The sequence below is a fragment of the Citromicrobium bathyomarinum genome, assembly GCF_038594605.1.
Taxonomy (GTDB): Bacteria; Pseudomonadota; Alphaproteobacteria; order Sphingomonadales; family Sphingomonadaceae; genus Alteriqipengyuania; species Alteriqipengyuania bathyomarina_B.
In genome coordinates this window covers 1,101,556-1,115,874 of sequence record NZ_JBCFZM010000001.1, presented here as the reverse complement: position 1 = coordinate 1,115,874, position 14,319 = coordinate 1,101,556, and the positions used below count along the sequence as shown (strand labels likewise).

The 14,319-nt window shown below is 64.6% G+C and carries 17 protein-coding genes; 7 read left to right on the top strand and 10 right to left on the bottom strand.

What is annotated here, in order from left to right; all coding sequences use genetic code 11:
* Positions 1-25: 25 nt before the first annotated feature.
* The 4 genes from AAG612_RS05480 to AAG612_RS05465 all read right to left on the bottom strand — a co-directional run bounded on the left by AAG612_RS05480 (position 26) and on the right by AAG612_RS05465 (position 3,290).
* Positions 26-364 (bottom strand): P-II family nitrogen regulator, encoded by a 339-nt coding sequence (locus tag AAG612_RS05480; RefSeq protein WP_342508011.1) that lies wholly within the window; start codon positions 362-364, stop codon positions 26-28.
* 134 nt (positions 365-498) lie between these two features.
* Positions 499-1,431 carry an N-acetyl-gamma-glutamyl-phosphate reductase gene (argC, locus tag AAG612_RS05475; protein WP_342508009.1) on the bottom strand — a complete coding sequence of 311 codons (933 nt, stop codon included), beginning with the start codon at positions 1,429-1,431 and terminating at the stop codon, positions 499-501.
* Positions 1,432-1,443: 12 nt separating this feature from the next.
* Positions 1,444-1,797 carry a hypothetical protein gene (locus AAG612_RS05470; protein WP_342508007.1) on the bottom strand — a complete coding sequence of 118 codons (354 nt, stop codon included), beginning with the start codon at positions 1,795-1,797 and terminating at the stop codon, positions 1,444-1,446.
* A 98-nt stretch (positions 1,798-1,895) separates the two neighbouring features.
* Positions 1,896-3,290 (bottom strand): leucyl aminopeptidase family protein, encoded by a 1,395-nt coding sequence (locus tag AAG612_RS05465; RefSeq protein WP_342508005.1) that lies wholly within the window; start codon positions 3,288-3,290, stop codon positions 1,896-1,898.
* Between the two features lie 71 nt (positions 3,291-3,361).
* Between AAG612_RS05465 and AAG612_RS05460 the strand changes: the two genes are divergently transcribed.
* Entirely contained in the window at positions 3,362-4,177 is an 816-nt protein-coding gene (locus AAG612_RS05460; RefSeq protein WP_342508004.1) for a DUF4163 domain-containing protein, read from the top strand.
* Positions 4,178-4,215: 38 nt separating this feature from the next.
* The gene (gene map / locus AAG612_RS05455) at positions 4,216-5,043 is read left to right on the top strand and encodes a type I methionyl aminopeptidase (RefSeq protein WP_342508002.1); all 828 of its coding nucleotides are present in this window, start codon (positions 4,216-4,218) and stop codon (positions 5,041-5,043) included.
* A gap of 16 nt (positions 5,044-5,059) precedes the next feature.
* Here map and AAG612_RS05450 read toward each other — a convergent pair whose 3' ends face one another.
* Both AAG612_RS05450 and ccmA read right to left on the bottom strand, forming a co-directional pair.
* On the bottom strand, positions 5,060-5,716 hold the full coding sequence (locus tag AAG612_RS05450) for a heme exporter protein CcmB (protein WP_342508000.1): 657 nt from the start codon (positions 5,714-5,716) through the stop codon (positions 5,060-5,062).
* Complete coding sequence (gene ccmA, locus AAG612_RS05445) at positions 5,713-6,291, bottom strand: heme ABC exporter ATP-binding protein CcmA (protein ID WP_342507998.1); 579 nt, start codon at positions 6,289-6,291, stop codon at positions 5,713-5,715. The genes AAG612_RS05450 and ccmA overlap by 4 nt, the downstream gene beginning before the upstream one ends.
* 63 nt (positions 6,292-6,354) lie before the next feature.
* Here ccmA and AAG612_RS05440 point away from each other — a divergent pair, with 63 nt between their 5' ends.
* Entirely contained in the window at positions 6,355-6,642 is a 288-nt protein-coding gene (locus AAG612_RS05440; protein ID WP_342507996.1) for a 4a-hydroxytetrahydrobiopterin dehydratase, read from the top strand.
* A gap of 65 nt (positions 6,643-6,707) precedes the next feature.
* Here AAG612_RS05440 and AAG612_RS05435 read toward each other — a convergent pair whose 3' ends face one another.
* From AAG612_RS05435 to AAG612_RS05420, 4 genes are all read right to left on the bottom strand, one after another.
* Positions 6,708-7,514, bottom strand: coding sequence for an SDR family oxidoreductase (locus AAG612_RS05435; protein ID WP_342507994.1), 807 nt, complete (start codon positions 7,512-7,514; stop codon positions 6,708-6,710).
* A gap of 185 nt (positions 7,515-7,699) precedes the next feature.
* Positions 7,700-9,664, bottom strand: coding sequence for a S9 family peptidase (locus AAG612_RS05430; RefSeq protein ID WP_342507991.1), 1,965 nt, complete (start codon positions 9,662-9,664; stop codon positions 7,700-7,702).
* Between the two features lie 442 nt (positions 9,665-10,106).
* The gene (locus tag AAG612_RS05425; protein ID WP_342507990.1) at positions 10,107-10,526 is read right to left on the bottom strand and encodes a hypothetical protein; all 420 of its coding nucleotides are present in this window, start codon (positions 10,524-10,526) and stop codon (positions 10,107-10,109) included.
* Positions 10,527-10,651: 125 nt separating this feature from the next.
* A complete protein-coding gene (locus AAG612_RS05420; protein ID WP_342507988.1) occupies positions 10,652-11,269 on the bottom strand; it encodes a DNA-3-methyladenine glycosylase family protein in 618 nt (205 codons plus the stop codon).
* A gap of 110 nt (positions 11,270-11,379) precedes the next feature.
* On the opposite strand from AAG612_RS05420, the gene AAG612_RS05415 reads away from it, so the two are divergent.
* From AAG612_RS05415 to AAG612_RS05400, 4 genes are all read left to right on the top strand, one after another.
* Positions 11,380-11,697 (top strand): 2Fe-2S iron-sulfur cluster-binding protein, encoded by a 318-nt coding sequence (locus tag AAG612_RS05415; protein WP_342507986.1) that lies wholly within the window; start codon positions 11,380-11,382, stop codon positions 11,695-11,697.
* A gap of 68 nt (positions 11,698-11,765) precedes the next feature.
* On the top strand, positions 11,766-12,776 hold the full coding sequence (locus tag AAG612_RS05410; protein WP_342507984.1) for a cysteine synthase A: 1,011 nt from the start codon (positions 11,766-11,768) through the stop codon (positions 12,774-12,776).
* An 80-nt stretch (positions 12,777-12,856) separates the two neighbouring features.
* Complete coding sequence (locus AAG612_RS05405) at positions 12,857-13,222, top strand: hypothetical protein (protein ID WP_342507982.1); 366 nt, start codon at positions 12,857-12,859, stop codon at positions 13,220-13,222.
* A complete protein-coding gene (locus tag AAG612_RS05400) occupies positions 13,215-14,024 on the top strand; it encodes a hypothetical protein (RefSeq protein WP_342507980.1) in 810 nt (269 codons plus the stop codon). The genes AAG612_RS05405 and AAG612_RS05400 overlap by 8 nt, the downstream gene beginning before the upstream one ends.
* Positions 14,025-14,319: the final 295 nt, after the last annotated feature.

Below are 14,319 nucleotides of genomic sequence, written 5' to 3'. Positions count from 1 at the left end.
GGAGAGTAGTGTTGCCCGGAGGCGCTTACAGGGCGTCGTCGTCGCGCTCGCCGGTGCGGATTCGCAACGCGGAATCGATGGTCGAGACGAAGATCTTGCCGTCGCCGATGCGGCCGGTCTGTGCGGCGGAAGAGATGGCTTCCACGGTCCTTTCGGCGAGGGCATCGGGTACGACGACCTCGAGCTTCACCTTGGGCAGGAAATCGACGACGTATTCGGCGCCGCGATACAACTCGGTGTGGCCCTTCTGTCGCCCGAAGCCCTTGGCCTCGGTGACGGTGATCCCCGATACGCCAACCTCGTGGAGAGCTTCCTTCACTTCGTCGAGTTTGAAGGGCTTGATGATCGCTTCGATCTTTTTCACCGCGAGAGCTGTCCTCCGAAGAACCTGGCCGACACGAGTCGGCGCGTTGTTACAGGGAGCCTACTGTAATGTTGCACTGCGATAAAGGGGCAAGTTTTTTACGTGGAAAAGGCGGTTTGCAGACCGATTGTAACCTACCGCACGTGCAGCGAAGCAGTTTCAGGAAAGCCGGCCATTAGGTTGAGGTTCTGGATCGCGGCGCCGCTGGCGCCTTTGCCGAGGTTGTCGAGCACCGCGATCAGCCGCGCGTTCCAGCCACCCTCGTTTCCGAACACGCGCAGCTCCATTCCGTCCCACGGTGCGGCGTCGCGATCGATCAGCAGTTCGGCAGTGTCGTCCTCCTGGACGACATGCACGACATCGGAATCGCTGTAGAATTCGCTTAGCGCATCGCGCAGGGCATAGGCTCGCGGATCGGTCCGCATCGCGCCCAGATGGAGCGGAACCTCGGCCAGCATGCCGCGAAACGCCGGCACGACCGAAGGCGCAAAGAGGACGGAATGCTCCAACCCGGCATGCCGCTGCATTTCGGGCAGATGCTTGTGATCGAGCGTCAGGCCGTAGGTGCGCAATGCGATGCCGGGGTTCGCTTCGAACCGCTCGATCAGCGCCTTGCCGCCGCCCGAATAGCCGCTGACGGCGTTGACGGTGAAGGGCCAATCCGCAGGCAGCAGCTCGGCGCGCACCAGCGGCGCGACCAGCGCGATGAAGCCGGTGGGATAGCAGCCCGGATTGGCGACGCGCGTTGCCTCGGCGATCGAAGCGCGGCCGATCACCTCTGGAAAACCGTAGGTCCAGCCGTCGGCCACCCTGTGGGCGGACGACGCATCCACGATCCGCGTCGTGCTCGCCGGATCGACCAGCGCCACCGCTTCGCGCGCGGCATCGTCGGGCAGGCACAGGACTGCGAAAGGATTGTCGTTGAGCGCTTCGCGCCGGGCGTGCGCGTCCTTGCGCCGCGCCTCGTCCAGCACGACCGGTTCGAAATGCGGATGGGCCGTCAGCCGCTCCACGATTTCGAGCCCCGTGGTGCCCGCAGCACCGTCGATGAATACCGGCGTGGTCATGTCACCGGGCCATCAGGCGAATGCGGTGCGCTTTACGTAGCCCGAAGGCCCGTCCGGCCCCAGGCAGCCCCACACCCACGTGGTCGTCACGTCGAGCGCCTGGAACGCACAGCCGGGCTCAAGCCTGGCGATCACATCGGCTTCGCCCTTGGTAGAACGGATCAGCTCCGCAGGCGCCTCGCCGATATGCATGGCGGTAGGCACCGCATAATGCGCGACGAGAAACCGCGGGGCGAGTTCGATATGCGCAAGGTCGCGCCGCAGCGGCAGCGTGCCCTTGGCCGGCCAGACGACAGGGCCGGTCAGGCCGAGATCGTCTTGCTGGACGGGATGAGCCTGCGGGGCATTGGTGTGGGGATCGTTCACTGGGGCGCGTCGATTGTCATTTGTCTAGCATGCGCGCTTAGCCCGCTGTCGCCGCGCAAACAACCTCGCAGCGGTTCGGGTGTTTCGTGCATCGGCGATTATGCCCCGAAACGCGCGCGCAGCATGTGCCAGCTCGCCCGCAAACCGTAGGCCTCGCCACCCTTCGCGCGCCCCGGCTTGGCGGTCGGGCGCCAGCCATAGGTATCGAAATGGGCCCAGTCGATATCCTCGCCAACGAACTGGTCGAGGAACAGCCCCGCCACGCTCGCGCCCGCAAAACCGTTCTTGGGCGCGTTGATGCAGTCGGCGAGCGGGGAATCGAGCCATTCACGGTAAATCCCGGGGAGCGGCAGACGCCACGGCTCGTCGTCGTGGCTCTTGCCCGCCGCGATCAGCGCCTCGGCGGTTTCGTCGCGCCGCGTCATCAGCGCGGGGAAGTCCGGCCCCAGCGCCACGCGCGCCGCGCCGGTCAGCGTGGCGAAGTCGATCATGAGCTCGGGGTTTTCCTCGCTCGCCCGGTCGAGCGCGTCGGCCAGGATAAGGCGGCCCTCGGCGTCGGTATTGGTGATCTCGACAGTCAGGCCCTTGCGGCTCTTCACGATGTCGCCGGGGCGCAGAGCATTGCCCGAAATCGCATTCTCGACCGCGGGTACCAGCAGGTGCAGTCGGACTGGCAGGTTCTGGCTCATCACCAGCTTGGCGAGCGCGATGGCATGGGCTGCGCCGCCCATATCCTTCTTCATCAGCGCCATGCCGGCGCTCGACTTGATGTCGAGACCGCCCGAATCGAAGGTGACGCCCTTGCCGACGATTGCCAGCACCGGCGCGTCTTTCTTGCCCCACGTCAGATGCATGATGCGCGGCGCATGATGGCGCGCCGCAGCGCGGCCGACCGCGTGGACCAGCGGGTACTTCTGTTCCAGCTGATCGCCGCGCGTCACTTCCAGTTTCGCGTCATGCGCCTTGGCCATCGCCTCGATCTCTTCTTCGAGCGCGGCGGGGCCCATATCTTCGGGCGGCGTGTCGACCAGCCGTTTGACGAGAGTGACCGCCTGCGCCTCCGCGATGGCGGGCTCGATCGCATTGGCGTCCTTGGTCAGCAGTATCTTCGCGCCGGTCGGCTCGGCATCGCTACGATAGGCGAGGTTCTTGTATTGTGCAGTCTGCCAGCCGTGCAGCGCGGGCCCGGGCTCTCGCCCCTGCAGGCGATAGGTGCCCGCAGGCAGCACTTCGGCGAGCCGCGCAAGGCACCAGCTCGAAAGATCCTCGGGGTTGGCGACACCGCCCACTGCGAACCATGGTGCGCCGTTGCCGGGCGTGGCGGGGACGATTGCGGTCTCGTATCCCTTGCCGGTAAAGCCCTGTGCATCGAGCATCGCGCGCTGCGTATCGCTGAGCTTGCGTGCCCATTCGGCGAAGCCTGCATCGTTGACGAGGTGGAGGTCGATCGCGTTCTGGCCCTTATCGGCCTCTATCAAAGCAGTCTTTGTCATTATATTGTGCATGGCGAGGATGGCGCGCATGCTCAACCGGAATCGCGTCGTTGAAAGGGAATTGTGCCATAATGACCGGAAGTTTCGCGAAGCTTCTGATAGCTGGCTTGCTCGGACTCGCCGCCTGCACCTCGCCCGAGGAGCTCGAGCGCGAGGCGGGCGTGGAGGATGGCGGCACCGCTACCGACGCGACCTCTGGCGAGGGTGCCGGGGCCGGCGATACTGCAACCGCGCGCGAGATTTCGGAAGAGAGCGACCTTTACGCCTTCTCGTTCTCCTATCCCGAAACACTCGGCTCGGTGCCTGCTCTCAGGGACAGGCTCGACCAACAGGCGAACCGCGAGGAGGCCGACCTGCAGCGCGCGGCCCGCGAAGCGAGCCAGGAAGCGCGCGAAGAAGGTTTCCCCTACAACCGCTACATGGTCACCATCGAATGGAAGCTCGCCGGGCAGACCGATGACTGGCTGAGCCTGATTGAAAACGGTGCGACCTATTTTGGCGGAGCGCACGGCAATTACGGTCTTTCCAGCGTGCTGTGGCATTCAGGCGCGCAGCGCCTGCTCGAACCCATCATGCTGTTCGAATCTCAGGATGCCCTGGAGAAGGCGCTGGGGGAGCGATACTGCAACGCGCTCGATTCACAGCGCATGGCGCGGCGCGGCGGCGAGCTGGATGAGGGCGACGACACCTTCAATCGGTGTCCCGAGATCGAAGAGCTGGAGCTCGTCCTGCTCTCCAACGGCAAGAAGTTCGACCGGGTGATGCTGTACGCCGCGCCCTATGTCGCCGGGCCATATGTTGAGGGCGATTACGAGGTCGAGCTGAGCGTCGACGATGCGATCCGCGAGGCGGTGAAGCCGCGCTATCGCGAGGATTTCGTTTCTTGATCTCGCTTTTTGGCCGCTTCGTGCGTATCTAGCGCGCCATGAACGAATATCAGACCATCGACAGCGAAACCGAAGTCTACCGCGACGGCACGATCAAGCTGCACGGGCCCGAAGGGTTCGAAGGCATGCGCAAGGCCGGGCGGCTGGCCGCCGACATCCTCGATGCGATGCCCGAACTGGTGCAGCCCGGCGTGACGACCGCCAGTATCGACGATGCGGTGCGGGGCATGATGCTCGATGCGGGCGCGGTCCCGGCGACGCTGGGATATCGCGGCTACACGCACAGCTGCTGCATCTCGATCAACCACGTGATCTGCCACGGCATCCCGAGCGAGAAGACGCTGAAGGACGGCGATATCGTCAATATCGATGTGACCCCGCTGCTCGACGGCTGGCATGGCGACACCAGCCGCATGTTCTTCGCCGGCGACCCGCCATTGAAGGCGAAGAAGCTGGTCGAGGCGACGCACGAGGCGCTGATGATCGGCATCGAAGCAGCCGGGAAGCCCGGTGCGCGGCTTGGCGATATCGGCGCCGCGATCGAGGCGCATGCCAAGCAGCACCGCTACGGCGTCGTCCGCGAATTTTGCGGGCACGGGCTGGGGCGGCTGTTTCACGACGCGCCCGAAGTGGTCCATGTGGGCGTCGCGGGCACGGGCCCTGAACTGAAGCCGGGCATGTTCTTCACGATCGAGCCGATGCTCAACGCGGGCAAGCCGTGGGCCAAAGTGCTCGGCGACGGATGGACGGCGGTAAGCCGCGACAAGTCGCTCTCCGCGCAGTTCGAGCACTCGCTCGGCATTACCGAGGATGGGGTGGAAATCTTCACCCTCAGCCCGACGGGCCGCGACAAGCCGCCTTATTGACCCGTCGACGGCTCTTCTAATCCCTCGCAGCCCGGATCGCAGCCGCGGCGGCGAAGGGCGCTATTGCGCACAACACCAGGCTGAATGCGCCAGCGAACAGAGCGCCGGACAGGTCGTCGCGCGCCAGATGTCCGGCACCGAAAATCACCAGCGGTACGGCAATCGGGGCGAGCAACAAGCCAGCAAGCGCGGTACCTGCACGCAAGCTAGCGAGCAATGCGGCGGTGATCAGGCCGATCGCGGCAAGCCCCGGCGTGCCTGCGATGAGGCTCACCACAAGCCGCGCCAGCGTTTCGCCGCTCAGTGAAAGCAATGCGGCGGCGGGCAGGGTGGCGAGGATCATCAGCGGTGCGAAACACAGCCAATGGGCGAGCAGACGCGCGGTCATCGCCACCTCTTCGCTGATGCCGCGCAGGCGTAGTTGATCGAATACGCCAGCCTCGCGGTCTGCGGCAACCAGCCGGTCGAGGGGGAGGATGCTGGCGAGCAGCGTTGCAATCCACAGCACGCCGCCGCCGGTCCGCGCGAGCAGTGTGGGTTCGGGCCCGACCGCGAAGGGGAACAGCACCGCGACCAGCAGGAAGAAGATGAGGGGCAGGAAGGCAGAGCCGCGCGCTCCGCCCGGCAGCAGGATCGCCAGATCGCGGCGCAGCAGGATCGCAAAGGTTCTCACGCCGCGTACCCCGCCAGATCGAGCACCCGGGCGGGCAGGTCAACCGGCTGGTGCGACACGAACGCGCAGAGCCCGCCTGTCTCGCAATGCTCCCGGACCAGGTCCGCCAGCATGCCCTGGGCGGCAGTGTCGAGCCCGGCAAAAGCCTCGTCCAGCAACCAGATGGGGCGATGGCGGGCCAGCAACCGCGCGATCGCCGCGCGCTGCTTCTGTCCGGTCGAAAGGTAGCCGACCGGAATATCGAGCAGGGTTTCGATCTGGGTCGCGGCGATGGCGGCTGCGGGGTCCGTGCACCCGTCCAGCCGTCCCCAGAAATTGAGTGTGTCCCCCAGTCTGCGATCCAGATCGAGCGCATGCCTGGCATCCACCAGTCCGACTTCGCCTTTGCGTTGCACTTCGCCCGCGAAAGGCTCCGCGAGCCCGGCAAGGATGCGCAGCAGGCTGGTCTTGCCCACGCCATTGGGCCCGCGGATCTCGAGCATGTCGCCGGGGCGCAGATCGAGCGTCAGCTTGCGGAACAGCAGGCGCTCGCCACGTCTGCAGGCGAGGTCCGTGGCAGAGAGGCGGGCTTGCATGGCCGTGCGGGTTAGGCGAGAGCCCGGCCAACGGCAATATCATGCGGCAAGGAAGGATCTGTGATGGCAGTTGAGAAACTGAGCGAGAGCGAACGCAAGAACTGGCTGTCCGCACTCGACGGATGGTCGATGGCGAGCGACCGCGACGCGATCGAGCGGACCTTTAAGTTCGCCGATTTCAGCGAGGCATGGGCCTTCATGAGCCGGGTCGCGCTGCTCGCCGAGAGGCACGACCACCATCCCGAATGGTCCAATGTCTACAACACCGTGGAAATCGCGCTGACCACGCATGATGCCGATGGCCTGTCGCAACGCGATGTCGAAATGGCGAAAGCGATCAACGCGCTTTAGTTTTCTCCGGCCGGACCTCCCACCCCGCCTGGGAGGTGTATGGTTCGCGATAGGGAACTGCCGAACTAACCGCCCCCCATCGGGCCCTCTGCCCGGGCGCGCGTTTGCTTGCGCACCTTACCCGGCAGCCAGCGCGATGCGAAGTGGAGGCGCTTGGAGGTCTTGCCCACCAGCGTGTGCAGCTTGTCGCCATGCACCGCGTCCCACGCGGCCTCGGCGACATCGGCGACGGGCGTGATCTCGAGCCCGGCGGCGAGCACGCGGTCGCGAATCGCTTCGTTGCTCTGCGCGTTGGGTACCTGATCGATCAGCGGGGTTTCGATGAAGCTCGGCATGATCGAGCGGACCTTGATGCCGTGCGAGGCCCATTCGCCGTCGAGGCTTTCGGTGATCGCCCGTACGCCGAACTTTGTCGCCGAATAGACGCTCGCGCCCGCTGTGCCATAAATCCCCGCTGCACTGGCGGTGTTGAGCAGGCATGATCCCGGCGCAGTTTTCTTCAGGTGGGGCAACGCCGCCTGTGCGCCGAAGAGCACACCCTTGAGGTTGATATCGAGGCAGCGTTCGATCTCCTCGACGCTGTTCTGGTCGAGCGTGCCGCCCAGCGGGATGCCCGCATTATTGGCGACCACATCGATCCGTCCGCCTGCGGCCATGGCGAAAGCGCCCAGCGCTTCGTCCCATGCATCGCGGTCGCGCACATCGAACTTGTGGCTGAAGCTGAAGCCCAGGCCGATCTCGTGCTGGGTTTCGGTCATGCCCTTCTGGTCGACATCGCCGAGGCCGACGAACCAGCCGCCCTTCGCAAACCGCTGCGCAATGGCGCGCCCGATGCCCGACGCCCCGCCGGTGATGAAAATCGCCTTTTTCATGAATAGCTCCGCATTCCCTGAGAAGTACATGGCGCAGCGAGCAGGCGAAAAAAAGCCCCCTCATCCAACTGCGCCTAGGGCAGCAAGCTGCCGAGGCTGCGTATCCTTCTCCCTCACGGAGAAGGATAGCGAAGGTTGCGCATGCAGTGCGCTACCGCTGCTTGGATGAGGGGCCCGTTACAACCTTACTCGATCGCCGCGCTCAGGCCCTGGACGAAGTCCGCCCCTTCGACGATTTCGGCGGTCGACTGTTTCACCGTATCGCGGATCGGTTCGGCCCGGCCGCCGAGGCAGGTGGCGAGGAAGTTCTCGGTCACCGCGTTGAAGGCGATGTTGTTGGCGGGTTTGGCGAAGCCGTGGCCCTCGTCCGGGTAGAGGACATAGGTCACCGGAATGCCCTTTTCCTTCATCGCAGCGACGATCTGATCGCTTTCCGCCTGATTGACGCGCGGATCGTTGGCGCCCTGGCCGATCAGTAGCGGGCGGATGATCTCGTCCGCCTTGTAGAGCGGGCTGGCGTCGATCAGCAGCTGCTTGCCCTCGGGCGTTTCGGGATTGCCCATCCGCTCGTGGAACTGCGAAATGATCGGCGCCCAGTAGGGCGGAATGGTGGAGAGCAGGGTTTCGAGGTTGGACGGGCCGACGATATCGACGCCGCAAGCAAAGGTGTCGGGCGTGTAGGTCAGCCCGACCAGTGTGGCGTAGCCGCCGTAGGAGCCGCCCATGATCGCGACCTTGTCTTCGATCGCGATGCCTTCGTCGATCGCCCAGCGGGTCGCATCGATCAGGTCGTCATGCATGGTCTTGGACCATTGCAGGTTGGACGCGTTGATGAAGTCCTTCCCGAACCCGGTCGAGCCGCGGTAATTGACGCTCAGCACGGCATAGCCGCGATTGGCGAGCCATTGGTGATAGCCGTTGTAGCCATAGCCGTCGCGCGCCCACGGTCCGCCGTGGACCAGCAGCACCATCGGCACGGCGGCGTCGGGCTTGCCGTCGCCATCGCTGTCGCTACCCGGCGGCAGCGTGAGGTAGGAGGGCAAGGTGAGCCCGTCGCGGCTCTTGAGCTCCAGCGCGTGCATCGGTTGCAGCGGCGCGCCTTCCAGCTCGGGCCGGGTGACGTAAAGCTGGGTGAGCGTGCCCGCCTCGCGGTCGAAGAGGTAGGACTTGGCGGGTGCGACGACGGGATCGTTGCCGACAATCCATTTCGTGTCGTCTTCGGTTCGCGAGGAGATGCCGAACTCGCCTTCGAGATTGGCTTCCAGGAACTTCAGCGCTTCCCCGATCTCGGGATCGAGCGCGGTCCACTCGTTCTTGAGATAGTTGACCGAATAGGCCTCGATCTCCCCGGTTTCCTGGTCGCTGATCGAGCCACCGATATCGGCCCGCTCATCCTGCGCGATCACGCGCTTCTCGCCCGTCTCGACATCCATCGCGATCAGCGCGGCGGTGTTGCGACCGCGGCTGTCGAGCCAGTAGAGCGTCTTGCCGTCGGTGGTGAACCCGGCCGGGCTCGTGGTGAGCGAATCCTCGAGCTCCGTGCGCCCGAAGGGCTCTTCCTCCACCTCATTGCCCGACACGCGGAAGAAATCCATTCCGCCTTCCGCATTGGGCCGCAGGGCCAGGCGCACGTCGAGATTGTCGTCCGCCACGAAGCCCGCATAGCTCTCGTTCTCGATCAGCATCGTCAGCTCGCCCGTGTTGAGGTCGAGCATGTGGACGTCGTGATACTGAGGATCGCGGTTGTTGAGCCCGACGAGGATCTTGTCCTTGATCCTGTCCGACCCGCCGACGAGCTGGACGCGCGTGTTCTCGAAATCGGTCAGCGTCGTCTCGACGCCCGTTTCCACGTTCACGCCGTAAAGCAGGAAGTTCTCGTCCCCGCCCTTGTCCTGGATGTAGAGCAGGCTCTGGCTGTCCGGTGCCCAGAAATACTGGCGGATCGGGCGGTCGCTGGCCTTGGTCATGACCTTGGCATCGTCGAGGTCGTCAGCCGGAGCCATCCAGACATTGAGCACGCCGTTCGACGGCGCGAGCCACGAAATCCATTTGCCGTCGGGGCTGATCTGGCCGCCGGCCTTGGTCGGATTGCCGAACAGGGCTTCGCGCGGGATCATCGGTGCCGAGGCGGCGGGTGTGTTTGCGGTCATGCTGGGGTCCGTTTGAGCGGCAGAGCTGTGTGCGCCGGAATTGCGGGCGATCGAAGGCACGGCGGCTAGCGCGAGCGCGCCTGCAGCGCAACCGAAGCCCAGAATCGAGCGGCGAGCGACGTTATGGCCAAGGAACATGAAAACCTCTCCCCGATTGTGATTGTCGCGATGCTAAACCGTCCTTGCTACGGTATAAAGGGACATTGACTAAAGGGCCATCGCGCGCGGATTGTTGTGGGCAACGCTCTTCAACGGTCGTCCGGCTCTCCGAATTTGAATTCCGTCGGCTGCAGATTCAGCAATCCGGTCGTTCCGAGCCTAGGCGAACCACTCTGGGAAGTCGCGGAAACCCTCCAGCCTGTTGTCATGGAACCGCGCAATGAATGCGGTTTCGGTCCGTTCGTAATATTCGGGATGCACGAACAGGCCATTGCAGCCCTCGTCATCCGCAGGGAAGAACTGCTTCCTGACCACGGTGAACTCGAAGGCCGCCTGATTGCCGACCGTTATGATAAGATTGATTTCCTTGAGCCGGATCGGTTCCGGATCGAGCTTTCCGCCCCCACATGCGGAACTCTTGAAAGAAGAGGAAGGTGTAGAGCACGCCCCCTACATTCTTCGAGACCGGATAGTCGGAGTCGACCTCGATATCGCGCGCATCGACCCATTCGGTAACAGCATCCGCTGAAAGCGATGGAGCTTCGTTCATAAACGCAACCAGCTCATGAATCGGCTGTTCGCATTCCCTGCGCCGAAAGGGCTTCGGTTTCACCCTCGCACGCACCGTGCAGGCCTTTGCCCATGACGGCGTAAAAAAGCACTGTGCTCGCCACCCCGATGCCCAGAAGTTCGCGGCGTCCAATCACAGCACTTCTCCCGGCCGAGCTCTAAGCTTCAAGACTGCCAGACGATTTTCCGGCCCGCAATGGCGTCGTTTGCGATCAGCTCCATTGGCGGTGGTCCTTCGCCGAATTCCCGGGGCCCGATCTAAAGCGTCGGTATGTAATAGGCGTGCCATGTGAACACCGCCATTGCGCCGCGATGCGGGCGCCAGTCTTCGGCGATGGCGCGGGTCTCTTTCTCGCTCGGCGCTTCGTCGAGGCCTACGATCTTGCCGGTCGCCTTCTGCACCGCAAGGTCGCCCGCGGGCCAGATGTCGGGTCGCCCTTCGGCGAACAGCAGATAGATTTCCGCTGACCAGCGCCCGATGCCCTTGATCTTCGTGAGCTCGGAGATGGCTGCCTCGTCGTCTTCCGGCAGGTTCTCCAGATCCAGCTCGTCCGCCGCGACGAGTTCGCACAAGCTGCGGGCATAGCCCTGCTTCTGGCGCGACATGCCGCAGGCGCGCAGCGTATCGTAATCCGCTTCGATAATTCGCTCGGGCGCCATTTCGCTGCCGATCTCGGCCTCCAGCTTGGCCCACACGCTGTCCGCTGCCGCGACGCTCACCTGCTGGCCTACGATCGTACGCAGCAAGGTGCGATGGCCGCGCTCTCGGATACGGGGTTCAGGATAGCCCGCAATCTTGAGCGCGCGCGCGACGCGCGGATCGTCCGCTGCGACCGCATCGAGCCCATGCCTGATCTGACCTGCGCTGAGGCCCATTCGAACCGCCTCCTTGAAGCACCTTCCCTTGCCAATCCGAAACGCAGCTTTTAGCAGCCGCGTCAATGGCGGGGCGCTTCGATGACCCACGCGACAGAAAAGGACGAACGATGCCCAAACTGACCGTGCTGGACCGGAGCGGAACCGAACGCGTGATCGAGGTTGAGGATGGCCTGACCGTGATGGAGGCAATCCGCGACAACGGCTTCGACGAGCTGCTGGCCCTGTGCGGCGGGTGCTGTTCGTGCGCGACCTGCCACGTCCATGTCGACCCTGCCTTCACCGACAAGCTCCCGCCGATGAGCGAGGACGAGGACGACCTGCTCGAAAGCAGCGACCACCGCGTCGAAACCTCGCGCCTGTCGTGCCAGATCGAATTCACTTTCGATCTCGACGGCCTCAAGGTGCAGATCGCGCCCGAGGACTAAGCGCGGCTTTCCGGCCGACAAGCTTATCGCGGTTGCTGCGCCATGCGCTCACCCGCTAAGCGGATGCCATGACACCACCTGCTCCGCTACCCCACGCGCTCGACCTCATCGGCAACACCCCGCTCGTCCGGCTCGAAGGGCCGAGCGAGGCGGCTGGCTGCGACATCTATGGCAAGTGCGAATTCGCCAATCCCGGTGGTTCGGTGAAAGACCGCGCGGCACTGTGGATCATCCGCGATGCCGAGGCGAAGGGCGCGTTGAAGCCCGGCGGCACGGTGGTCGAAGGGACAGCCGGCAATACCGGGATCGGGATTGCGCTGGTCGCCAATGCGCTCGGCTATTCCACGGTCATCGTGATGCCGGACAATCAGAGCCGCGAGAAGATGGACACGCTGCGCGCGCTGGGCGCACAGCTGGTGCTCGTCCCGCCGACCAAGTTCGCCAATCCGGGGCACTTCGTGCACACCTCGCGTCGACTGGCCGAGGAAACCGAAGGCGCGATCTGGGCCAACCAGTTCGACAATTGCGCCAACCGCAAGGCCCATATCGAAAGCACCGCGCCGGAAATCTGGGCGCAGCTGGAAGGACGGATCGATGGCTTTACCTGCGCGGCGGGCACCGGCGGGACGATCGCCGGGGTCGGGCTGGGCCTGAAGGCTGAGGATGAAAAGGTCCGCATCGCGCTGACCGATCCGCACGGCGCGGCGCTGTATAACTACTTCGCGCATGGCGAGCTGGCGGCGGAAGGTTCGTCGGTCGCCGAGGGGATCGGGCAGGGGCGCATCACCGCCAATCTCGACGGCGCGCCGATCGACACGCAGTTCCGCATTTCCGACGAGGAGGGGCTGGAATGGGTCGCGCGGCTGCTGAAGGAAGAAGGCCTGTGTCTGGGCCTGTCCTCGGGAATCAACGTCGCGGGCGCAGTGGCGCTGGGCCGGCAGCTGGTCGCCGAAGGGCGCGAAATTCCGCAGGTCGTCACGATTCTGTGCGACAGCGGCTTCCGCTATCTCTCGACGATCTTCAATGCCGCGTGGCTGCGCGAGAAAGACCTGCCGGTGTTCGACTGGCTGGCCGATTGACGCCGCGTCCTGGCCTGTCGGTTCGGGGGCTCGCCGCTTCCCGCATTGACGGCCCGGCGTGGGCCTCTACCTTTACCGGCATGGTCCTGACCACAGATCGCCAGCGCCGCGACACGCGGGACGCTCCGCGCGACGCCCCCTCCGGCGGCCAGCGCGAAACCATGGATCCCGACGTCATGCAGCGCCTGCGGACCGGGCTGGGCGGGGTTGTCGCCGTGATCGTCGCGGTGAGCATTGCCAACGTCATCACCACGCGCGCCCTGCAGAACGAAGAGACCACGGTGCCACAAGCCGCGCCGACCGTTGAGCCGAGCGCCACGCAGACGAGTAGCGATCCGCTCAGCGATGCGGGCGTCGTTCCCGATCTTCCCGAACAGCCCGAGGCAGAGCCGGTGCCCGAAGGGCCGGTACTGCCCGAAACCGGCGAGGGTGCACGCGTTGAATAGGCATCCGGCGGGCGCCGCGCTGCTCGCGGCGAGCCTGCTGGTCTCCGCTTGCGCATCGTCGCCGCAGCCGCCGCAGGCGATGGAGGGTCAGCGTTTCGGCCTGATGACCTCGTTGCCGATCTACCGTGCGCCACAGGCTAGCGTGGCCGATGCTCTGAGGAGCGGGGCTGGGCAGGACGAGACGAGGCACTGGCTTCGCGCCGAGCTGGAAGCGGCTAACACGCTTGCGCCGATCGACCTGCTCGACCGGGCCAGCCTCGCGCAAACCGACATCCTGCTGTTGATCCAGCCGCATGCGCTCACCCCGACGGAGTATGTCGCGCTCGACGAATGGGTGCGGGGAGGGGGGCAGGTGTTCCTGGTCGCGGACCCGATGCTGAGCGGGGAGCCGCGCTTTGCGCTGGGCGACCCGCGAAATCCCCAGGCGATCGCGCTGACCGGCCCGATCCATGCGCGCTGGGGTCTGCAACTGGTCGCAGACGAGGGTGGGCGCGGTCCCCAAGGTCATGGGGCGCACGCCCACGGGAAAGATGGGGACGGCGCGGAGCAGGCGATGCCAGCTGGGTCTGACGGCGTGCCGGTCATACTGGGCGGGACCTTCGAGAAAAGGCCAGCGGCGGGCGGGGATCCGGCCGATTGCGAGCTGCATTATGAAGGCCTCCTCGCCGTCTGCACCATCGGAGCCGGGCGGGCCGTGCTGATGGCCGACGCGACCATCTTCGAAAGCGAACGGGAAACCGGGGAAGGGGCGGGAATTTTCTGGTCTCTTTTGGGGATGCTTGGGGACGCGACCGCCGATTAGGCGAATTTTCGCTTTAAATCATACTTTTATTTGCTCCCGGATTGGCGACCGGAGGAGGGGTGGTGCCCTTGGTAACCATAAATTTTAAGCTTGCGAGCCACGGAAAACTGCCGCAAACTGGCTCTGGAAACACAATCTCCACAGAGATTCCTAAGTTTCCCCTTTAATCCCCAGCCTTCCCGCGATATTACGAATCCAGCATCGGACAGGATTCGACCTGCGCGTGGGGTGCCACGCGATCGGGGGTGTGCATGGCGCGCCTCCGCACGGGGAAGCTCTGTCTGCGGGGTTTTAA